Origin of the sequence: Salinicola tamaricis, assembly GCF_003006155.1 — a bacterium.
Classification (GTDB): domain Bacteria; phylum Pseudomonadota; class Gammaproteobacteria; order Pseudomonadales; family Halomonadaceae; genus Salinicola; species Salinicola tamaricis.
Genome location: NZ_CP023559.1, coordinates 1687981 through 1707032, shown reverse-complemented (window position 1 = coordinate 1707032; position 19052 = coordinate 1687981). Strand labels below are relative to the sequence as shown.

The following is a 19052-nucleotide window of genomic DNA, read 5'->3' as shown; positions in this document are numbered from 1 at the left end:
ACGAATTGTGCAGCTTGCTCCCGGGTGTCGAGGCGGCGAGCTCCGTCGCCCGGCGCTCTAGCCAATTCAGGTGAAGGTTAACTATGCTGAGGACACTCAGCCGCCAAGAGACTCGCCATGCCGGATACGCCCCGCGATAGCCCCAAGACAGCCGATACGGATAACAGGACCGCACGCGATATCGCCACGCCCCAGACCGTGTGCGACTTCTGGTTCGAGACACTGAGCGCCAAGCAGTGGTTCGCCAAGGATGCCGCACTCGACGGCGAGATTGCGGATCGCTTCGGCACCACGCTGGTAGCCGCCGCGCGCTGCGAGCTGTGGCACTGGCGCGACACCCCCACCGGGCGCCTGGCCGAGATCGTGGTGCTCGATCAGTTCTCGCGCAACGTCCATCGCGATACCCCCGCCGCCTTTGCCCAGGACCCGCTGGCCCTGGCACTGGCCCAGGAGCTGATCGCCAGCGGCGAGGACACGGCGCTACCCGTGGCGCAGCGTATCTTCGCCTACATGCCGTTCATGCACAGCGAGTCGCTGGCGATCCATGCGCGTGCGATCGCGCTGTTCGACGTGCCTGGCATGGAGACACAGCTCGACTACGAGCACCGTCACCGTGAGATCCTCCAGCGCTTCGGCCGCTATCCGCACCGCAACGCCATTCTCGGACGTGTCTCGACACCGGAGGAGACCGCCTTCCTGCACGAGCCCGGGTCGACCTTCTGAGCGGCTGTCGCCGGCGAATGCCCGCCGTTACACTGGCGCGTCGCCCCAGGCCATAGCTCGACCCACTCTCTTGGCGACCCACTCTCTCGGCGACCCGCCTGCGAGGCGCTTCGCGGGCCGCTTCCCAACTCCACGCTGATCAGGACATCGTCATGCCACAGCGCTCGACCTCGCCCCCTCACTTCTCCGACGCGGCGCTGATGACCCTGATCCGCTCGACCCCGCTGGCGATCTGCATCACCGATGCCGAGGGGCGTTTCCAGATGGTCAACGCCGCCTACTGCCAGCTCTATGGCTATGCCGAGGAGGAGCTGCTGGGTGAGGAGTTCACGCTGGTGCTGGCACCCGAACACCGTGAGATGATGCGGCGCATGCACCGCGCCTTCATCGAGACGGGCGAGATAGTGACCCGCTGATCGGCACACCGGGGGCGCGCGCCGAGTGGGAAGTGTTCAACCGCCAGGGCAAACCGATCTCGATTCTGGCCGAGGCGGTCCGGGTGGAGGATGACCAGGGCAATGTCTACAAAGCGACTTTCGTGGTCGACATCAGCGAGCACAAGGCGCTCGAGCGCTCGCTGCGCGAGGCCAACCAGCGCCTGACCCAGATCGCCATGTATGACGAACTGACCGGACTGCAGAGCCGACGTGCCGGCCTCGACCGGCTCGAGGCGGAAATTCACGAGCACCAGCGCTACGGCCAGCCGCTGTGCATCGCCGTGATCGATCTGGACGGTTTCAAGCAGATCAACGACACCCACGGCCACGCCATCGGTGACGAGATACTCGTCGGTATCGCCAAGCTGCTGCGTCAATCGCTGCGCGAAAGCGATGCCGCGGTCAGGCTCGGGGTGACGAACTGCTGCTGGTACTGCCCGGCATCACCCTGGATCAGGCAACCCAGGCGGTGGAGCGCATCCGTCAGACATTGGCGTCGACCCCGCTGACCAGCCATGCCCTCCGGGTAACGCTGTCGGCAGGCGTCGCCGCCTACTGCGACGAAAGTCAGGACGCCCTGCTCGAACGCGCCGACCGCGCGCTCTATCGCGCCAAGCGTCGCGGGCGCAATCGGCTTGCCCAGGCAACGTGACCCGCGGCTTCCGAGCGTCAGCCCCACCGCCGGCAATACCCAGCACTAGCCACATCAAGGCAACATCAATCCATTTAAATAAAAACAATTATCGGATCGTTTCAATCACTCTCTATCACTGGCCAAGACACCGCCTTTCGCCCAGTTTTCGTGGCTAGTTTCAGCGAAAAAAATCTGTATCGCCTCCGGAGGTAGCTGATACACCTCTACAAATGCATTAGTGACTTTCTCCACCAATTCACGCTTCAACTCAACAGAACGGGGGGATTGCTGAATTGTGACAATAGGCATAAACTTCCTCGTCTCATTTAAAGCCGATTTTTAAAACACCACTTGACTTAACCACGCAAATAAGCCTGACACGTTTCATTCAGAGTGAATCGCCCCAGGTACTCTAAACATCTGCCAGGCTCTGGGTATAGCGCCGTTCGTACTCGACGGGTGACAAGTCATCGCTCGTGCTGTGACGGCGTCTTGGGTTGTAAAACATCGCGATATAGTCGAACACATCGCTCCCGGCGGCTTCCCGAGTCAAATATGTCCGGCGCTTGATGCGTTCTCGCTTGAGCAGTTGGAAGAAGCTTTCGGCAACGGCGTTGTCATGGCAGTTTCCTCGATGGCTCATGCTGCCCTCCAGGTGGTTGGCCTTCAGAAAACTCTGCCAATCCGCACTGCTGAACTGGCTGCCCGGGTCCGAATGCACCATGACAACCCCTTGGGGCTTGCGGCGTCAACCTACCCCACCGGCGATACCCAGTACCAGCCATAGCACGATCGCATAGCGCAGCCCTTTGCCGATCGCCACCAGCACCACGAAGTTGAGCCAAGGCACCCGCATGACGCCACCGATCAGCGTCAGCGCATCCCCGCCGATGGGCAGCCAGCCGAACAGCAGCGACCATTGTCCGTAGCGGTTGAAACGCGCCCGGGCGCGAGCCAACTGCGCCTGGCTGAGCGGAAACCAGCGCCGCTGCTGGAAACGATCCACCTGGCGGCCGAGCGCGCCGTTGACCACCGACCCGAGGGTATTACCGGCGGTGGCCCAGAACCACAGCCAGAACAGCGCGTGCCCTTGGGTGGCCAACGCCCCCAGCAACACCTCCGACGACGCTGGCAACAGGGTGGCGGAGACCAGCGCGGTGACGAATAGGGTCAGATAGCTCACGCGTCTCTCCGTGGCCGGCTCGAGGGTCTCTGGATCTCAGCTCAGAATGAACCCGACGCAGGCAGCCGTCGCCAGCCCCATCACGCCGTTGAAGATACGCCACGCCCGCGGTGTCTTCAGCAACCGCCCGATCGCCATGCCGAACATCGCCCAGAAGGAGATGCAGAAGAACGCCACACTCTCCATCACCAGCGCCAGCACCAGGGCGTTGAGAACGAGCAGCCCTTCGTGGGGCAGAAAACCTGCCACCAGCGCGATGCCCATGACCCATACCTTGGGATTGACGAACTGGAAGGCTGCCGCCTGCCACGCGGTCAGCGGTCGCGCCCCATCACGAGCGGCAAGGTTCGGTGGCGGAGCACTGGCGATTTTCCACGCCAGATAGAGCAGATAGACCGCGCCCACCACCTTGAGACTCTGCTGGATCAGCGGGTAGCGCTCGAACAGCGTCCCGAGCCCTAGTGCGACGCTCAGAAAGAGTACGAAACCGCCGGCCATGATGCCGAAGATGTGCGGCAGCGTGCGACGGTAGCCGTAGAGCGCCCCGGAGGCGGTGAGCATGACGTTGTTGGGCCCGGGGGAGCCGGTCATCGACGCGGCGAAGAGTGTCAGCGACAGCCACCAAGCGAGCGAGGTCATGCTTGCCCCTCCGCGGTCTGATTCCAGGCCAGGGTGACACGGCGATTGCGGGCGCCGCGGTTCTTGATGCTGGCCACGTGCAGCGCGCCGACCTGGGCGGTGGAGGTCACATGGGTGCCACCGCAGGGTTGATAGTCGATATCGCCGATGCGCACCATGCGGATCATGCCGGCACCCCGTGGCGGCGCCACCGACATCGTCTTCACCAGCTCGGGGCGCGCGTCAAGTTCGGCCTCGCTGATCCATTCGCTGGAAACCGGGTGGTCGGCGGCGATAAGCGCCTCGAGGCCTGCGGTCAGCGCCGCCTTGTCGAGGCTGACCTCGCCGAGATCGAAATCGAGCCGACCACGCTCGGCGCCGATGCTACCGCCGGTGACGCCATAAGGCACCAGCACCGAGAGCAGGTGCAGAGCGGTGTGCATGCGCATATGCGCCCAGCGCCGCGGCCAGTCGATCTGCTGGGTCACGCTCTGGCCGACGGTGAGATCGTGCCCGGGGTCGAGATAGTGCCACACCGCGCCGCCTTCGCCCTTGCGCGTGTCGTGCACCGTCAGGCAGCGGCCATCGGCGGTGATGAACACCCCGCTATCCCCGGGCTGGCCACCCCCCTGGGGATAGAAGAGCGTGGCGTCGGTCGCCACCGCGCCGTCGGCGCCCACCGCAGTCACGCTGGCCAGACTCTCCTGTGCCAGGGGTAGATCGCGAAACCGCAGTTGGGTGGACATGCTGACCTCCTGTCGACCCGACGCCCTGTCGAGTCAAATTGTATGGGTTCAATTTATTGACTTTTCGCCGTCTATTGAGAACAATTCGAGCATAAACTTCCCAATAACCGGGTCAACCCGATTTTTGTCACCATGACAATCTGGACACCGATACTCTCCGGCAGCGGCCCGCGTTATCGTCAGCTCGCCGATGCCATCGCCGCCGCGGTGGTCAGCGGCGAGCTGGCCGCCGGCGACAAGCTGCCCCCGCAGCGCCGCCTCGCCGACGCCCTGGGGGTGACCGTAGGCACGGTCACCCGTGCCTACGCCGTGGCCGAGCAGCGCGGGGTGGTCAGCGCACGGGTCGGTAGCGGTACCTATGTGCGTGGCGCGGAGGCCGGTATCGGCGCCTTCGACCATCTGTTCACGCGGCCGCGCGACAGCGGGTCGATCGATCTCAGCCACGCCACACCGCCACCGACCGCGCAGCGCAGCCTGCATCTGGCCCGCGCGATGCAGGCGATCCAGCAGGACCCGGAGCAGCTCAGCGCGATGATCGATTACCAGCCGGAACCCGGGCAGGCGTGGCAGATTGCCACCCTCGCGGCCTGGCTGGGCAAGATGGGCCGCACGCTCGACCCGGCCGAGCTGCTGCTCGACCAAGGCGGCATGCACGGTATCCATCTCTGCCTCAGCGCCCTGCTGCTGCCAGGGGAACGGGTCGCCGCCGAACGTCTCACCTATCCGGGCCTGATCAGCGCGCTGCAGCAACTGTCGCTCAAGGGCGTGGCGGTCCCCCACGATGCGCACGGCATCGACGTCGACGCAGTGGCCCGCGCCCACGATCAGCAACCATTCGCTGCGCTCTATCTGATGCCGGATTGCCACAACCCGACCACGGTGCGCCTGAGCGAGCCACGCCGTCGCGCCCTGGCCGCACTGGCCGAGGCACGCGGGTTCTGGCTGATCGAGGACGACATCTACCCGCAACTGGGTGCCACGGAGACGCCGCTCTACCAGCTCGCTCCGGCGCACACGCTGACGCTGTTCTCGGTCTCGAAACTGCTCGGCGGCGGGCTCAGGGTCGGGGCGATACGCGCTCCGCAGGCGCTGCACGGGCGGCTGATAGCGGCGCTGCGCGCGCAGTGCTGGATGCCACCGCCGCTGATGAATGGCGTGGTCGCGCACTGGATCGCCAGCGGTGACGCCGATACGCTGCTCGCCTGGCAGCGCGAAGAGCTGGCGTGGCGCTTCGACCGCGCCCAGGAGAAGCTCGCGGCCTTCCATCCACGAGGCCAGCGCGGAGGCTTCTATCTGTGGCTGCCGCTGCCCGCGGATCTGCGCTCGAGCCACGTCGAAGCGCAGCTGCGTGAGCACCAGATCGCTGTCAGCAGTGCCGAAAGCTTCTGCCTAGGCAGCGTCAGCGCGCCCCAGGCGATTCGAATCTGTATCAGCGCCGCGGAGAATCGCGACGCCCTCGACCGGGCTCTCGACATCATCGCCGAGACCCTCGGCGACCCGGGGCCGATGCTGTGGCAGACGCTATGAGCGGCCCGACCACGATCACCCGCCCTCTTATTTAGCCCAGCTAATAGCCCAGCGCCGGATCGACCCGATTCTCCACCGCCTCGCCATCCAGATAGCGGCTGACGTTGGCAAAGAAGCTGCGCAGGCAGCGCGGCACATAGTCGGCGTCATAAAGGCCGCTGTGGGGAATCACCAGCAGGTTGGGCGTGCGCCAGTAGGGTGACGCCGGCGTCAGTGGCTCCTCGGGGAAGACATCGAGCACCGCGCCGCCCAGTTGGCCCGCCTCCAGGCGCTGGGCCAGCGCGGCGACGTCCAGCACCGGCCCGCGGCCGATGTTGATCACCCCGGCATGCGGTGGCAGCGCCGCCAGCTCGGTGGCGCCGACCAGGCATCGCGTCTGCGCGGTCAGCGGCAGGGTGATCAGCAGGAAGTCGGCCTCGGCCAAGGCATCGGGCAGACGCGCCTGGGGCAGGCTGAGATCGGCCAGGGGGTGGGCCTGCCCGCTACGGCTGACCCCGATGACCTCGAGCCCCAGCTGCCGGGCCGCCCGCGCCGCCGAACTACCCAGCGCACCCATGCCCAGGATCACCACCCGCTTGCCTTCGATCGGCTCGAGCGCGCGCTGCGCCCAGCGCTGCTCGATCTGCTGGGTGACGAACGTCGGCACGGCGTTGTTGAGCATCAACAGCGCCGTCAGCGAGAACTCGAAGGTGCGCGCCTCGTGGTTGCCACGGGCGTTGGTGATGCAGAGCCCCGCCGGCAGCGCCGCCAACGGTACCCGGTCGACGCCGGCGCTGGTGATGTGCACCCAGCGCAGCGCGGGCGCCCGCGCGGCGACATCGACCAGATCCAGCTTGCCGACCACCACCAGTACCTCGGCGGTGGCCAGGGCGGCGTCGAGGGTAGCCGCATCACGGCTGAAGCCCAGCGCGATGCGCGATGCCAGCCCGGCGAACTCGCCCAGAATGTCGCGCACCCGCTCGGCGCTGAAATCCGGCGATTGGCGGAAGGCGGGATCAGTATAGATATGCACCTCGAGCGGCTTGGCAACGGGCATGACGGGTCCTCGGCAGCAGGGAGTTCGATGGAGGGTACGGGCTCACACCGGCAGCGGGCGGCTTTCGGCCAGCGCCTCCATGGCAAAGTAGGAGGTGACGGTGTCGATCTCGAAGCCATCGATCAGGCGCTGGTAGATCAGATCGAAGGCGCCGATATCACGCGTCACGATCTTGAGCATGTAGTCGCCGCCGATACGGTAGAAGTCGATCACCTCGGGGATGCCCAGCACATGCTCGCGGAAGTCCGCCAGCCAAGTCCGCGAGTGGCTGCGGGTGCGGATCATCGAGAACACCACCAGCCCAAAGCCGAGCGCCTGACGGCTCAGCACCAGCCGCCGCGCCTCGATCACGCCGGCCTCCTCGAGCTGTTTGACCCGCCGCCAGCAGGCGTTCTGGGAGAGATTGACCCGCTCGGCCAGCTCACGCTGGGCGCAGCCGGGGTGCTGCTGCAGCTCGCGCAGGATAGCGAGGTTGAAATGATCCAATTTCACGCCGCTCATGGGGTCAAATCACTCAATGTCTGGGTCGATACCGGGTCATAACGAGAAATCTACCCGCCCGAGACGGGATATCATAGCCTCGTACATCGCGCTTGCACGTCCTCCTGTGATGAGGCCTCCATGACCACACTCGCCGACTTCCGTCACGCCCTCTACGGCCCCGACCTGCTGGCGCGCCTGCGCCAGGGCCTGATCGGCGACGATATGCCGATCACCACGCCCTTCGGTCAGCGTCGTCTGCTCTACGCCGACTATGTCGCCTCCGGGCGTGCGCTGCGCCAGGTCGAGCGCTTCATCAGTGAAGAGGTGCTGCCGTTCTACGCCAACTCGCACACCGAGGCCTCGCACTGCGGGCAGACCATGACCCGGCTGCGCCAGGAGGCACGGTCGCTGATCGCGCGGGAGCTCAATGCCGAGGATTGCCATGTGGTGTTCAGCGGCAGCGGCGCCACCGCCGGCATCAACCGTATCGTGGCGCTGCTCGATATCGCCGCCGGGGTGCGCCGCGGCGAGCGCATCAGCGTGCTGATTGGCCCCTACGAGCACCACTCCAACCTGCTCGCCTGGCGCGAGAGCGGTGCCCACGTGACCGAGATCCCCGAGGGCGACGCCGGTGGGCCGGACCCGGTGGCGCTGGAGCAGGCGCTGGTGGACGCCGCCGGCAGCGATCTGATCGTCGGCGCCTTCTCGGCCGCCTCCAACGTCACCGGCATCATCAGCGATGTGGACGACGTCACCCGCCGCCTCAAGCGCCCGGTGCCCTGGCAATATGGGATTACCCGGTGCCGGCCCCTATCTGGCGATGGACATGGCGCCCGCGCCGGACTGCCGCAAGGACGCCATCGTCTTCTCACCGCACAAGTTCGTCGGCGGCCCCGGCGCCTCCGGGGTCATGGTAGTGCGCGACAGCGTGGCGCGGCGGCAGACGCCTTCGCTGCCGGGCGGCGGCACGGTCAGCTTCGTCTCGCCCTGGGCACACCGCTACAGCGCCAACCTGGCGGCGCGCGAGGAGGGCGGCACGCCCAACGTGATCGGTGACATTCGCGCCGCGCTGGCGCTGATGGTCAAGGCAGCGATCGGGCTGCCCGAGATCGCTCAGCGCGATGCCGAGCTGCACCGCCGCGCCCTCGCCCACTGGGCCGACGAGCCGCGGCTGGAACTGCTGGGGCGCCAGGACGTAGCGGCGCTGCCGATTTTCTCCTTCCGCGTACGCGATGCCGACGGCGGCCTGATCCACCATCAACTGTTCACCCGCATGCTCTCGGATCTCCATGGCATCCAGGCCCGCGGCGGCTGCGCCTGCGCCGGGCCCTACGCCCACCGCCTGCTGGGGATCGACGCCGCGGCCTCGGCGGCGCTGGTCGAACGTCTCGACCAGGGCCACGAGCTGGACAAGCCCGGCTGGGTCAGACTGAGCCTGCATCTACTCCACAGCGAAGAGCAGGTGGCGCGCCTTCTCGATGGCGTACTCACGCTGGCCCGGGAAGCGCCGACCTGGGCCCGCCACTACCGGGCCGACCCGGCTACCGCGCGCTTTCGGGCCGAGGCCGCCGAGGGATGACAGCCGCGTCGAGGCGGGTAAGATGAACGCCTTCGCCGCGCTAGTCGTGCCAGCTTCCTGTTCGAGCCATCACCATGCCCCATTTGAGTCGTCGCCCCTTCGTCTTTCTGCGCCACGCCCAGAGCACGCGCAATCAGGAGCGGCGTATCGGCGGGCAGCACGACGTGCCCCTCACCGTGCGCGGCGAGGCCGAGGCGCGCCGGGCTCAGGCGCTGGTCGGCGACCTCGACTGGTCGCTGGCGGTCTCCAGCCCGCTAGTGCGCGCCCGCCACACCGCTGAGCTGGCCCTGGGGCGCGCGCCCGACCGCCTGGTCGAGGGCCTGATGGAGCGCCACTGGGGCGATCTGGAGGGCCAGCCGATTCCCACCGCGATCCCCTATACCGATACGCCGCCCAATGGCGAGGCCTGGGAGGCGTTCGTCAGCCGCATCGCCACCACCCTCAATGCGCTGCTCGACGAAGCCGACACCCCGCTGGTGGTGGGCCACTCCGGGCTGGTGCGCGCGGTGCGCTGGCTCACCAGCGGCAGCCCCACCGGCCCGCGCTCGGCCAACGCAATACCACTGTGGATCGCCCCTACCGCCGGCGACCGGTGGGAGATTCGCGACTTTACCGCCGCAGACCGCGCCAGACTCGGGGGCTAGCACAGCGCGCAGGGGCCCATCGCTTCTCCCCGGGCAGCGGCGCAGCAGGGCGTGCCGCGTTGACCTGCTCACGAATAAAAATGATAATGATTATCTTTAATCAACTAGAAAAATATTGCCAATGCTTGCCCGCTGCGGCCGCCCCGCTTCTCCCTTGCGCCGCTGGCGCCGATCGCTTCATCGTCTGATCCTTTGCGCCTGCCTGCTGGCGGGCCTGTTGCCTCTCGCCAGCGCGGCCAACGCCGCAGACAAAGACGATACCGACACCCAGACGCGCGCCGATGCGCCCGCCGCGGCCCGCTATCCGCTGCAGGTGACCGATCTCGCCGGGCGCGCGGTGACCCTCGACCACGCGCCGCAGCGCATCTTCCTCGACGACCCCCGGCATCTGCTGGCACTGGCGGCCCTGCTGCCCAACCCGGTGGCACGCCTGAGCGGCTGGCACGGCTCGCTCGCCGACTTCGACCCCGAGGCCCAGAAGCGCTTCACCCGCGCCTTCCCCGCCCTGGCCCGGCTGCCGGTGCTGGAGGGTGGCGACCCGCTGCCCAGCGCCGAGGCACTGCTCACGCTCGAACCGGATCTGATCCTGGTCAATCGCGCCCGCTACGGCGCCATCCGCGGCACTCGACTGCTGGCACAGCTCGACGCCCTGGGCATCCCGGTGCTGTTCATCGACTTCCAGCAGCACCCGCTGGCGGATACCCACCCCTCGCTGACCCTGCTGGGTCGCGCACTCGACGTCGATCCACGCGCGACGGCGCTGAACCGGCGGCTGGCCGAGCTGGAGGCAGCGGTCGCCGACTGCGTCGATGCCGCCGCCCGTGACACCACCAGAGACCAGGCTCCCAGCGTACTGATCGACATCGCCCCCGGCCTCAAGGTGGGATGCTGCCGCAGCAACTTCGATAGCGGCCTGGCGGATCTGGTGGCCCGGGCCGGTGGCAACAATATCGCCGCCGGCATGACCCCGGGCAGCGAGAATGTGCTTAACCCCGAAGCGATCCTGGCGCGCGACCCGGCGGTGATCATCGCTACCGCAGCCCAGTGGCCGGCGGGAGGCTCGGTGCGCGCCGGTTTCGGCGTCACCCCCGCGCAGACACAGCGGGATCTGGCCGATGTGGTCAGCCGCCGCCCGGGCTGGACGACGCTCTCCGCGGCTAACCAGGGGGGCTTGCACGCCCTCTGGCATGGTTATCACCAGAGCCCGTTCAGCGCCCTCGCGCTGACGGCCATTGCCCGCTGGCTCCACCCCCAGGCCTGCGCCGCACTCGACCCCGAAGGAGCACAGCAGGCGCTGTTCCGCGACTTCCTGCCGATCGCCGCCGACGGCACCTTCCGCGCCACCTACGGCGAGGCGCCTCCCGAACGCTGATCGCGCCGCGCCGACGGCGCACCACGACGTTCAACGACGACAAGCCAAGACGCTCGACAACAACAAGTCACGATGATCTTCAACGACAACGCACCGGCACCGAGGGCCACTCGGCGCCATCAGGGAACACCACTCATGACTGCACAATCCTTCGCCCCGGGGCGCGCCCTGCCACGCTGGCAGCCACTCGCCGCCATGCTGGCGCTGTTGCCACTCACACCGGCGCACGCCGAAGACACTGGCGAGGTCGCGCTCGACCCGGTGGTGGTCAGCGCCCGTGCCACGGGTGACGCCAGCGAAGGCTATCGCCCCGGTGCCTCGGACCTCGCTACCGGCCGGCGCACCGATTTTCTCGCCCAGGCGCGTACCGTCGACGCGCTCACGCCGCAGCTGCTCGCGGACATCGGCGCCGATTCGCTGACCGACGCCATGGCGTTCGTCGCCGGGGTCACCCAGGGCAACACCATGGGCGGCACCGAAGCCGGCTTCATCAAGCGCGGTTTCGGCAGCAACAGCGACGGCTCGATCCTGCGCGACGGCATCCGCCAGCCGCGCGATACCTTTCCACTGTTCACCACCGAACGCATCGAGGTGCTCAAGGGGCCGAGCTCGTTTCGCTACGGCATCCAGGAGCCCGGCGGGGTGATCAACATCGTCAGCAAGAAGCCGCAGTACACCTGGCAGCGCACCATCAGCGGCAAGGGCAGCTCGTTCGGTGGTGGTGATGCCAGCGTCGACGTCACCGGTCCGCTGGGCGACAGCGGCGCGGCCTTCCGGTTCATCGTCGGCCAGCAGGACGAGGATAGCTGGCGCGACTTCGGCAGCCACCGGCAGACGGTAGTGGCACCCTCGCTGAGCTGGGAGGACGACGACACCCGGCTGTGGTTCGCCTATACCTATCGCGATTACGATCTGACGCTGGATCGCGGCACCGCCTTCGTCGACGGCGACCCCGTCGATGTACCGCGCAAACGCCGGTTCGACGAGCCGTGGTCGCGGGTGACCGGCCACGATCAGTCGTTCAGCGCGCGCTGGGAGCAGGATCTGAATCGCGCCTGGACCAGTCGCCTGACCTACGGCTGGACCCGACGCCAGTACGACGACGGCCAGCCGCGAGTGCTCAGCGTCAGCGAGGACGGCAGCGCGAGGCGCCGCGCCGATGCCAATCACGGCTTCGACCGCCGGGTGATCTATACCGCCGCCGAGCTGCTCGGCGACGTCGAGCTGGCGGGCATCCGCCACGAGATGACCGTCGGACTCGACCACGAGCGCCGCCGCGACTACCTGGCCGACCGCTATCGCGGCGTCAACGACACGATCTCGATCTACGCTCCGCATCACGGTGATCTGACCCTGGACGGCGCCCGCTACGACAGCGCACGCAGCCATCGCCTGGACGAGATCGATAGCACTGCGGCTTACATCGACGACTCACTGCATCTCGGCGAGCGCTGGATCCTGGGGCTCGGCGGGCGCTATCAAATGACCGAACAGTATGGCGGCCAGGGCCGCCCGTTCGTGGTCGAGACCGACACCGACGACACGCTCTTTCTGCCCCATGCCAGCCTGCTCTACCAGATCGACCCGCTGACCTCGACCTATGTCAGCTACAGCGAATCCTTCGTGCCCAACACGCCGGACAGCGACACCGGGGTCAGCGCTTCGATCCCGAGCGGGGCCACGGTTGGGAGGCCGGGCTCAAGCGCCGCCTGCTCGATGAGCGGGTGGAGGCGGCACTGGCCTACTTCGAGATCACCAAGGAGAATGTGGTCGTGAGCGACAACGGCGTGTCGCGGGCGGTGGGCAAGAGCCGCGCTAGAGGGGTGGAGATGTCGCTGCAGGGCCAGCTGACCGAGCGGCTGTCGCTGCTGGCCAACTACGCCTACACCGATGCCGAGGTCCTCAAGGACGCCGACGGCGGCACCGCCGGTAATGCGCTGCCCAACGTGGCACGTCACACCGCCGCGCTGCTGCTGGCACGGGAGCTGGAGCTCGACCCCGACGACGGCCGCTGGCGGGTCGGCGGCGGGCTGCGCTACGTCGGCAGCCGCGAAGGCGACAGCGACAACAGCTTCCGTCTCGACGCCTACACCATCGCCGACGCCTTCGTCGCCTGGGACACCCGCTGGCTGGGCGACGTCACCCATCTCCAGCTCAACGTCCACAACCTGTTCGACACCACCTACTACCCCTCGAGTGGCGGCGATACGCGGGTGGTGGTGGGCGATCCGCTGGAAGTCACGCTGCAGGCCAGCGTGACGTTCTAGGCACTGTCTGAAAAGTACTGCGCTCGCCCAAGCGGCGTTAAAAATCGACTCAAAATGCTCATTTACACCCCGTAAACTCCGCGTTTTCGCCGATTTTTGCCTTGCCTGGCCTTCGCTCGTTGACTTTTCAGACAGCACCTAGCGTCTTTGCCGAGCACACGGCAGACAAGCAAACGGCCCGCTGCGTCAAGCCAGCGGGCCGTTTCGTTACTGCTCACTTGCCGCGCGAAGTGTCGATCAGTTCAGCGTCGTCTTCCAGGTCAGCGATTCACCGGCCTTATAGGGCACGAAGGTGTTGTCGCCTTCGCCCACCGATTCGGCGACCGGGGTGGGCTGGCGGGTCAGGGTGATCGTGCCCTGGTTCAGCGGTAGGCCGTAGAAGCGTGGGCCGTTCTCGGAACAGAAGGCTTCGAAGTGATCGAGCGCTCCCTCCTGCTCGAAGACATCGGCATAGACCGAGAGCGCAGCCTCGGCATTGAACACGCCGGCACAGCCGCAGGCGGTCTCCTTGGCAGCGGTGACGTGGGGGGCGGAGTCGGTGCCGAGGAAGAAGCGCGGATGCCCGCTGGCCACCGCACGGCGCAGTGCCGCCTGGTGCTCCTGACGCTTGAGGATCGGCAGGCAGTAGAGATGCGGGCGGATGCCGCCGACCAGCATGTCGTTGCGGTTCTGGGCCAAGTGCTGCGGGGTCAGGGTGGCGCCCAGGTACTCGTCTCCCTCGAGCACGAACTGGGCCGCATCCTTGGTGGTAATGTGCTCGAACACCACGCGCAGCTCGGGGAACTGACGGCGGATATCGCTCATCACCTCGTCGATGAAGACCTTCTCGCGGTCGAAGATATCGATCTCGCCCCGCGTCACCTCACCGTGCACCAGCAGCGGCATGCCGATGCGCTGCATCGTCTCCAGCAGCGGGTAGACGTCGCTGATGCGCTTGACCCCGTGCTGGGAGTTGGTGGTGGCGTTGGCCGGGTAGAGCTTGGCCGCGGTGAAGACACCCTCGGCGCGGCCGCGGGTCAGCGTCTCGGCGCTCACGCTCTCGTTGAGATAGCAGGTCATCAGCGGAGTGAAGTCGTGACCGGCGGGCAGCGCGGCGAGGATACGCTCACGATAGGCCGCGGCGGCCTCGACCGTGGTCACCGGCGGCGCCAGGTTGGGCATGACGATGGCGCGGGCGAAGGTCGCGCTGGTGTAGGGCAGCACAGTGCGGGTAATCGCGTCGTCGCGCAGGTGCAAGTGCCAGTCGTCGGGGCGGCGGAGGGTGAGCGTGTCGGGCGCGGCGGTCATCGGAAACTCCTGGCAGGGGGTGAACGAGGGCCTCGTAGCATATCAGAGCACGGTGCCCGCGGGATGCCGCTAGAGATGACATCATGCGCCAGATGGCGCTATGATTTTGTCATATGGCGAATGCCGCGAGGAGTTCAGCATGACGACCACCCCGTTCGAGCCCTCCCTGGAGCCCAGCATCAGTGAGCGGGCAATCCGCCGCCTTACGGGTAAACGCCGGGTCGCGGTCACCTCGCCCTTCGAAATCCATCGCCTCATCGAGAAAGGCTTTGCGTCGTCAGGGGTGATCAAGTTCTTCGAAGAGGTCGATCTGCTTCAGGACAGAAAGATCGCGGTCAAAATCCTCGGGGTATCCGAGCGCACCCTGTATCGCCGGCGGGACAAACCCGACACCCTCAGCCCGGAAGAGAGTGGTCGCGCCTGGCGCTTCGCCGAAACGCTCACCCGCGCAGAAGACGTCTTCGGCAGTACCGAAGCGGCCCAGCGCTGGCTGGACACCCCGGCCATGGCCCTGGAGGGGCGCAAGCCGCTGGACCTGATCACCACCCCGGTCGGCCATGATCTGGTCGATGACCTGCTGACCCGTCTGGACTACGGGGTCTACACCTGACGATGGCCGCCGCGAGCCAAAGCCTCCGGTTCTGGCGCCTCGAACGTGACCGCCATGTCGTCACCTGGGAGAAAGGGATCGGCGCGGAGCGCGCAGGCGGGCGCTGGAACTCCCCCGGCCGCCCAGCGGTGTATGGCTCGCTGGATGCGGCCACAGCGATACTCGAAGTCGCGGTTCACAAGGGCTTCGCGACCCTGGATACCGACCCGCACACGCTCCTGTGTATCGAGATTCCGGACCCGACCTGCATTCACTGGGTGGACGCCGAGACGCTGCCGAATCCCAACTGGCTGGTGCCGGGCACGCCCAGCGCGGGCCAGCAGCGATACGGCGACGCCCTGCTCGAAGCCCACCCCTTCTTCGTCGTGCCCTCGACCGTGTCGCGCCACAGCGCGAACCTTGTGATGAACCCGCATGCCGCCCAGGGCAAGTACCAAGTGGTCCTGCAGGAGCGATTCTCGCTCGACACCCGTCTGAACCCGCCGCCGCGTTAGGCGTTGGCCACACCGTCCAGATGCTGCGCAGCGACGAACTCCATGCTTTGACTCACAGTGAAGATATTTGGGCTACCCCGCATCCGCGGGGATCGACCTAATCCTTGCGTCTATATCAAATTCGATATAAATTGACATCACGAAGAGGGGTGCAACATGGCAGAAAAAGAAGAAAAGCCGGTTGAGTTCTGTGGGGATTCTCTAAAACGGCTAAGGGATTTCCCCGTTGGCGCACGTCAGGAGATGGGCTATCAAGTCGACAAGCTTCAGCGAGGTGGCCAACCAGACGATTTCAAGCCGATGAAGACTGTAGGTGCAGGGGTTTACGAGATCAGGGTGGAGGACGACACCAACGAATTTCGGTCTTTCTACATCGCGAAGCGGAAGGATGCGATCTACATCCTTCACTGCTTCCAGAAAAAAACAAGGCAGACGGCGCCGGCCGACATCGCGTTGGGTAAGCAAAGGCTCAAGGAGTTGCCACCCGAACCGTCTGACTGAAGTAGAGACCGCCCGTACATGGGCCTTTCCCTAACCACTGAAAAATATCTATATCGTGAGGACTAGAGATATGGCTGGTGAGCGCTTTGCGAGCATCTGGGATGCCATTTCAGACACTCCCGAGGAAGCGGCCAACATGCGCCTGCGTTCCAAGTTGATGGCGTCCCTTGCCGAGCGCGTGAAAGGCTGGGAGGTCAGCCAGGCCGAAGCTGGCCGTCGGCTGGGCCTGACTCAACCGCGCGTCAATGATCTGTTGAAGGGCAAGATCGACAAGTTCAGTCTCGACGCCTTGGTCAACGCCTCGGCGCGCGCCCACTTCCGCATTGAGTTTATCTTGGAAGAAGAGGACGACGCGGCAATGGCATGAAGCCTCGAAAGGCTGGGCGCCACGCAGACTAAGCTTCTCGCCTCGCCCCCTCACCCCGTCTTGATCGCCGGGCGGCGCAGCAGCAGGCCCATGGCCACGCAGCAGAGCAGCGCCACAAGGGCGTCGAACAGCAGCCCAGTGAGCTGTAACCCGAGCACGCTGGCGACCAGGCCGATGCCGATCACCGGCAGCGAGATCGCCACATAGGCAACCACGAAGAAGGTCGAGACCACCGCCGCCTTGTGCTGTACCGGGCTGGCCGCGGCCACCGCGCCCAGCCCGGCGCGAAAGGCGATGCCCTGACCGATGCCCGCCACGATAGGGCCGAGAATGAATCCCGCCAGGGTCTGCGCGGCCATGCCCCAGGCCAGCAGCAGGACACCGACCAGCAGCACGCCGCAGCCGATCGGCAGACCGGGCCTCGGGCAGCTTGTCCTGCACCATCTGCCCCAGGGTGGAGGCGATGAACAGGCTGCCGGCGACGACACCGATCAGCGCCGGGTTGTGATAACCGAGCTGGCCGCCGACGAAGGCCGGGGTCACCGAGGTGGCGAAGCCGCACACCATGAAACCGGCGAAGGCGGCGATCGCCGCCGGCACGAAGACACCGCGCACCTCCGGCGGCACCTTGAGCTTCTGCACCTGCAGGCGGATGCGTGCCGGCCGCGTGACCGTCTCCGGGGCGCGCCAGATGAACAGCGCCGCCAGCAGCGCCAGCACCAGATGCAGCACGTAGGGCACGACCAGCGGCAGCGGTGCCAGCGCGGCCAGCACCCCGGCGACCATCGGCCCCAGCCCCAGGCCGCCCATGTTGGCGGCGGTGGCGACCAGCGGCCCGACCCGCTTCCAGGCGTCGGGGACCAGCTCCATCACCGCGACCGTGGCGGTGCCGGTGAAGATGCCGGCGGAGATGCCTGACAGCACCCGTGCGAACAGGATGGGGCCGAGCCCCGGGCGTGCCAGAACACCAGGTCGCTGGCCGCCGAGATCAGTACCCCCGCCAGCAGCATCGGCCGCCGCCCGAGCTGATCGGACCAGCGTCCGGTGAGCAGCAGCGCCGCCATCACCCCGGCGGCGTAGACCGCGAAGATGATGGTGATGGTGAGCTGCGAGAAGCCGAAGGTCTGCTGATAGATCGGATAGAGCGGGGTCGGCATGGTGGTGCCGATCATGGTGAGCGCGAAGGCGAAGGCGGCACCCAGAAATACCGCACGCCCGCCGCGGGCCGCGGTGGCTGAAGCATTCATGACAGATCCTTGCAAGGAGGTGGGTCGCCCGCGCGGGCTCGGAGCGCGCGCTGTGAACGGCGATGATGCCGACAAGCATCGTGAATGCCGCGCCGAGGCGCAACCGCTCGACGCCAGCGCGATGCCAACCGCCTGTGGATTCGTGGCATACTGTGCGGCTTCACGCACCCTGATCACGGCCCCGTCATGTCTCGACCCGACACCCCGGTCTTCGCCAACGCTGCTGCCACGCCTGCCGCCGCCCAGGGCACGCTCTACATCGTCTCCGCCCCTTCCGGGGCCGGCAAGACCAGCCTGGTGCGCGCGCTGCTCGAACGTAACGCGGCGATCGGCGTCGCCGTCTCTCACACCACCCGCGCTATGCGGCCCGGCGAGGCGGACGGCGTCAACTACCACTTCGTCACCGAAGAGACCTTCGAGACGATGATCGAGGCCGGCGAGTTCTTCGAGCACGCCTGGGTCTTCGACCGCCACTACGGCACCTCCCGCGCCGAGGTGGAAAAGCGCCTGGCAATGGGCGAGGACGTGATCCTGGAGATCGACTGGCAGGGCGCGCGCCAGGTCCGCGAACTGGCCCCCGAGGCCGAGTCGATCTTCATCCTGCCGCCCTCGAAGGAGGCACTGCGCGAGCGTCTGGCCGGCCGCGGTACCGACGACGCCGACGTCATCGACCGGCGCATGCGCGATGCGGTGAGCGAGATGTCGCACTTCGACGAGTACGAGCACGTGCTCATCAACGACAGCTTCGAGCACGCCCTGCACGAGCTGGAGTGCATCGTGCACGCGCGCCGTTCGCGGCTCGATAAGGTCCGCACCCGCTACGCCAGGCTGCTCGCAGAGCTGCTCGATACTCCGCGCTGACCCTCATTTCGCAACCTGCCGAGCATCGTGGCGCCCCGCGCCAGCGGGCGGCACGCGGGCCTTTCATCTTGTCAGCTACGCCAAAGGTCCAGTAGACTGCACGGTCCCGCATGGCCCCGCTTCGGCTGGGGTGCGACCACTCATTTTCTGGCAGCAGGGTTACCACCATGGCACGCGTGACCGTCGAAGATTGTCTGGACCATATCGAGAACCGTTTCAAGCTGGTGATGATCTCCTCCCAGCGCGCCCGCCAGCTCTCGCGCGGCTCTCGCGATGCGCTGCTGCCGTGGGAGAACGACAAGCCCACCGTGATGGCGCTGCGCGAGATCGCCGCCGGCCAGATCGACGAGAGCGTGCTCGACGAGCCGGTCGAAGCCGCCCCGCCGCGTCCGCGCCCCGAACCGCACCAGGATTTCGAACTCTGAACGAGCTTTGC

Annotated in this window: 23 protein-coding genes and 4 pseudogenes; 16 read left to right on the top strand and 11 right to left on the bottom strand. The window is 66.5% G+C overall.

Annotation, left to right across the window (positions count from 1 at the left end; genetic code table 11):
- The first annotated feature begins 117 nt into the window (after window positions 1-117).
- The 3 genes and pseudogenes from CN538_RS07915 (at window position 118) to CN538_RS26095 (ending at window position 1812) form a co-directional block, all read left to right on the top strand.
- Window positions 118-723, top strand: a complete 606-nt coding sequence (locus tag CN538_RS07915; RefSeq protein ID WP_106419088.1) for a DUF924 family protein — start codon at window positions 118-120, stop codon at window positions 721-723.
- Between the two features lie 152 nt (window positions 724-875).
- A complete protein-coding gene (locus CN538_RS07910; RefSeq protein ID WP_106419087.1) occupies window positions 876-1139 on the top strand; it encodes a PAS domain S-box protein in 264 nt (87 codons plus the stop codon).
- A 197-nt stretch (window positions 1140-1336) separates the two neighbouring features.
- Window positions 1337-1812 (top strand): annotated as a pseudogene (locus tag CN538_RS26095) (GGDEF domain-containing protein).
- Window positions 1813-1917: 105 nt separating this feature from the next.
- Here CN538_RS26095 and dmpI read toward each other — a convergent pair.
- From dmpI to CN538_RS07875, 5 genes and pseudogenes are all read right to left on the bottom strand, one after another.
- Window positions 1918-2103 (bottom strand): 4-oxalocrotonate tautomerase DmpI, encoded by a 186-nt coding sequence (gene dmpI, locus CN538_RS07895; protein ID WP_106419084.1) that lies wholly within the window; start codon window positions 2101-2103, stop codon window positions 1918-1920.
- 103 nt (window positions 2104-2206) lie between these two features.
- A pseudogene (locus CN538_RS07890) lies at window positions 2207-2542 on the bottom strand (IS3 family transposase); the annotation flags it as partial.
- Window positions 2543-2977: a YqaA family protein gene (locus CN538_RS07885; RefSeq protein WP_106419083.1), complete on the bottom strand. Its 435-nt coding sequence runs from the start codon at window positions 2975-2977 to the stop codon at window positions 2543-2545. It abuts the pseudogene before it with no gap.
- Window positions 2978-3013: 36 nt separating this feature from the next.
- Window positions 3014-3616, bottom strand: a complete 603-nt coding sequence (locus CN538_RS07880; protein ID WP_106419082.1) for a LysE family translocator — start codon at window positions 3614-3616, stop codon at window positions 3014-3016.
- Window positions 3613-4341 (bottom strand): alanyl-tRNA editing protein, encoded by a 729-nt coding sequence (locus CN538_RS07875; protein WP_106419081.1) that lies wholly within the window; start codon window positions 4339-4341, stop codon window positions 3613-3615. Before CN538_RS07875 ends, CN538_RS07880 begins: the two co-directional genes overlap by 4 nt.
- Window positions 4342-4473: 132 nt before the next feature.
- On the opposite strand from CN538_RS07875, the gene CN538_RS07870 reads away from it, so the two are divergent.
- On the top strand, window positions 4474-5868 hold the full coding sequence (locus tag CN538_RS07870; protein WP_106419080.1) for an aminotransferase-like domain-containing protein: 1395 nt from the start codon (window positions 4474-4476) through the stop codon (window positions 5866-5868).
- A 40-nt stretch (window positions 5869-5908) separates the two neighbouring features.
- Here the strand turns inward: CN538_RS07870 and CN538_RS07865 are convergent, their stop codons facing one another.
- Together CN538_RS07865 and CN538_RS07860 are read right to left on the bottom strand one after the other, a co-directional pair.
- The gene (locus CN538_RS07865; protein WP_106419079.1) at window positions 5909-6904 is read right to left on the bottom strand and encodes a D-2-hydroxyacid dehydrogenase; all 996 of its coding nucleotides are present in this window, start codon (window positions 6902-6904) and stop codon (window positions 5909-5911) included.
- Between the two features lie 42 nt (window positions 6905-6946).
- Window positions 6947-7396 carry an Lrp/AsnC family transcriptional regulator gene (locus tag CN538_RS07860; protein WP_207233673.1) on the bottom strand — a complete coding sequence of 150 codons (450 nt, stop codon included), beginning with the start codon at window positions 7394-7396 and terminating at the stop codon, window positions 6947-6949.
- 129 nt (window positions 7397-7525) lie between these two features.
- Between CN538_RS07860 and CN538_RS24230 the strand changes: the two are divergent.
- The 6 genes and pseudogenes from CN538_RS24230 to CN538_RS24220 form a co-directional block, all read left to right on the top strand.
- A pseudogene (locus CN538_RS24230) lies at window positions 7526-8146 on the top strand (aminotransferase class V-fold PLP-dependent enzyme); the annotation flags it as partial.
- Window positions 8127-8966: an aminotransferase class V-fold PLP-dependent enzyme gene (locus CN538_RS24225; protein ID WP_340638288.1), complete on the top strand. Its 840-nt coding sequence runs from the start codon at window positions 8127-8129 to the stop codon at window positions 8964-8966. The pseudogene CN538_RS24230 and the gene CN538_RS24225, both read left to right, overlap by 20 nt.
- A 74-nt stretch (window positions 8967-9040) precedes the next feature.
- On the top strand, window positions 9041-9610 hold the full coding sequence (locus CN538_RS07850; protein WP_106419077.1) for a histidine phosphatase family protein: 570 nt from the start codon (window positions 9041-9043) through the stop codon (window positions 9608-9610).
- 217 nt (window positions 9611-9827) lie between these two features.
- Window positions 9828-10982, top strand: coding sequence for an ABC transporter substrate-binding protein (locus CN538_RS07845; protein ID WP_164999533.1), 1155 nt, complete (start codon window positions 9828-9830; stop codon window positions 10980-10982).
- A 135-nt stretch (window positions 10983-11117) separates the two neighbouring features.
- Entirely contained in the window at window positions 11118-12758 is a 1641-nt protein-coding gene (locus CN538_RS07840; protein WP_277985119.1) for a TonB-dependent siderophore receptor, read from the top strand.
- On the top strand, window positions 12692-13249 hold the full coding sequence (locus CN538_RS24220; RefSeq protein ID WP_277985156.1) for a TonB-dependent receptor domain-containing protein: 558 nt from the start codon (window positions 12692-12694) through the stop codon (window positions 13247-13249). Before CN538_RS07840 ends, CN538_RS24220 begins: the two co-directional genes overlap by 67 nt.
- 237 nt (window positions 13250-13486) lie before the next feature.
- On the opposite strand, the gene pyrC is transcribed toward CN538_RS24220, so the two are convergent.
- Window positions 13487-14536 (bottom strand): dihydroorotase, encoded by a 1050-nt coding sequence (gene pyrC / locus CN538_RS07835; protein ID WP_106419075.1) that lies wholly within the window; start codon window positions 14534-14536, stop codon window positions 13487-13489.
- A 139-nt stretch (window positions 14537-14675) separates the two neighbouring features.
- Between pyrC and parS the strand changes: the two genes are divergently transcribed.
- The 4 genes from parS to CN538_RS07815 all read left to right on the top strand — a co-directional run bounded on the left by parS (window position 14676) and on the right by CN538_RS07815 (window position 16508).
- Window positions 14676-15146: a type II RES/Xre toxin-antitoxin system antitoxin gene (gene parS / locus CN538_RS07830; RefSeq protein ID WP_106419074.1), complete on the top strand. Its 471-nt coding sequence runs from the start codon at window positions 14676-14678 to the stop codon at window positions 15144-15146.
- Between the two features lie 2 nt (window positions 15147-15148).
- Window positions 15149-15640 (top strand): RES family NAD+ phosphorylase, encoded by a 492-nt coding sequence (locus CN538_RS07825; protein ID WP_106419073.1) that lies wholly within the window; start codon window positions 15149-15151, stop codon window positions 15638-15640.
- Between the two features lie 156 nt (window positions 15641-15796).
- Entirely contained in the window at window positions 15797-16141 is a 345-nt protein-coding gene (locus CN538_RS07820) for a type II toxin-antitoxin system RelE/ParE family toxin (protein ID WP_106419072.1), read from the top strand.
- Between the two features lie 70 nt (window positions 16142-16211).
- Complete coding sequence (locus tag CN538_RS07815) at window positions 16212-16508, top strand: helix-turn-helix domain-containing protein (protein ID WP_035472910.1); 297 nt, start codon at window positions 16212-16214, stop codon at window positions 16506-16508.
- Between the two features lie 50 nt (window positions 16509-16558).
- On the opposite strand, the gene CN538_RS22365 is transcribed toward CN538_RS07815, so the two are convergent.
- From CN538_RS22365 to CN538_RS24215, 3 genes and pseudogenes are all read right to left on the bottom strand, one after another.
- Window positions 16559-16903, bottom strand: coding sequence for a hypothetical protein (locus CN538_RS22365; protein WP_242495854.1), 345 nt, complete (start codon window positions 16901-16903; stop codon window positions 16559-16561).
- Between the two features lie 94 nt (window positions 16904-16997).
- Window positions 16998-17432 (bottom strand): annotated as a pseudogene (locus CN538_RS22360) (MFS transporter); the annotation flags it as partial.
- Complete coding sequence (locus CN538_RS24215; protein WP_277985118.1) at window positions 17378-17755, bottom strand: MFS transporter; 378 nt, start codon at window positions 17753-17755, stop codon at window positions 17378-17380. The gene CN538_RS24215 and the pseudogene CN538_RS22360, both read right to left, overlap by 55 nt.
- 186 nt (window positions 17756-17941) lie before the next feature.
- On the opposite strand from CN538_RS24215, the gene gmk reads away from it, so the two are divergent.
- Window positions 17942-18616 (top strand): guanylate kinase, encoded by a 675-nt coding sequence (gene gmk / locus CN538_RS07805; protein WP_106420583.1) that lies wholly within the window; start codon window positions 17942-17944, stop codon window positions 18614-18616.
- Between the two features lie 167 nt (window positions 18617-18783).
- Window positions 18784-19041: a DNA-directed RNA polymerase subunit omega gene (rpoZ, locus tag CN538_RS07800; protein WP_035472905.1), complete on the top strand. Its 258-nt coding sequence runs from the start codon at window positions 18784-18786 to the stop codon at window positions 19039-19041.
- Window positions 19042-19052: the final 11 nt, after the last annotated feature.

Bases quoted from the DNA above. Each gene is read 5' to 3' on its own strand.
- CN538_RS07915 (WP_106419088.1), top strand. From the start codon at position 118: ATGCCGGATACGCCCCGCGATAGCCCCAAGACAGCCGATACGGATAAC.
- CN538_RS07910 (WP_106419087.1), top strand. From the start codon at position 876: ATGCCACAGCGCTCGACCTCGCCCCCTCACTTCTCCGACGCGGCGCTG.
- dmpI (WP_106419084.1), bottom strand. From the start codon at position 2,103: ATGCCTATTGTCACAATTCAGCAATCCCCCCGTTCTGTTGAGTTGAAG.
- CN538_RS07880 (WP_106419082.1), bottom strand. From the start codon at position 3,616: ATGACCTCGCTCGCTTGGTGGCTGTCGCTGACACTCTTCGCCGCGTCG.
- CN538_RS07875 (WP_106419081.1), bottom strand. From the start codon at position 4,341: ATGTCCACCCAACTGCGGTTTCGCGATCTACCCCTGGCACAGGAGAGT.
- CN538_RS07870 (WP_106419080.1), top strand. From the start codon at position 4,474: ATGACAATCTGGACACCGATACTCTCCGGCAGCGGCCCGCGTTATCGT.
- CN538_RS07865 (WP_106419079.1), bottom strand. From the start codon at position 6,904: ATGCCCGTTGCCAAGCCGCTCGAGGTGCATATCTATACTGATCCCGCC.
- CN538_RS24225 (WP_340638288.1), top strand. From the start codon at position 8,127: ATGTGGACGACGTCACCCGCCGCCTCAAGCGCCCGGTGCCCTGGCAAT.
- CN538_RS07850 (WP_106419077.1), top strand. From the start codon at position 9,041: ATGCCCCATTTGAGTCGTCGCCCCTTCGTCTTTCTGCGCCACGCCCAG.
- CN538_RS07840 (WP_277985119.1), top strand. From the start codon at position 11,118: ATGACTGCACAATCCTTCGCCCCGGGGCGCGCCCTGCCACGCTGGCAG.
- pyrC (WP_106419075.1), bottom strand. From the start codon at position 14,536: ATGACCGCCGCGCCCGACACGCTCACCCTCCGCCGCCCCGACGACTGG.
- parS (WP_106419074.1), top strand. From the start codon at position 14,676: ATGACGACCACCCCGTTCGAGCCCTCCCTGGAGCCCAGCATCAGTGAG.
- CN538_RS07825 (WP_106419073.1), top strand. From the start codon at position 15,149: ATGGCCGCCGCGAGCCAAAGCCTCCGGTTCTGGCGCCTCGAACGTGAC.
- CN538_RS07820 (WP_106419072.1), top strand. From the start codon at position 15,797: ATGGCAGAAAAAGAAGAAAAGCCGGTTGAGTTCTGTGGGGATTCTCTA.
- CN538_RS07815 (WP_035472910.1), top strand. From the start codon at position 16,212: ATGGCTGGTGAGCGCTTTGCGAGCATCTGGGATGCCATTTCAGACACT.
- CN538_RS24215 (WP_277985118.1), bottom strand. From the start codon at position 17,755: ATGAATGCTTCAGCCACCGCGGCCCGCGGCGGGCGTGCGGTATTTCTG.
- gmk (WP_106420583.1), top strand. From the start codon at position 17,942: ATGTCTCGACCCGACACCCCGGTCTTCGCCAACGCTGCTGCCACGCCT.
- rpoZ (WP_035472905.1), top strand. From the start codon at position 18,784: ATGGCACGCGTGACCGTCGAAGATTGTCTGGACCATATCGAGAACCGT.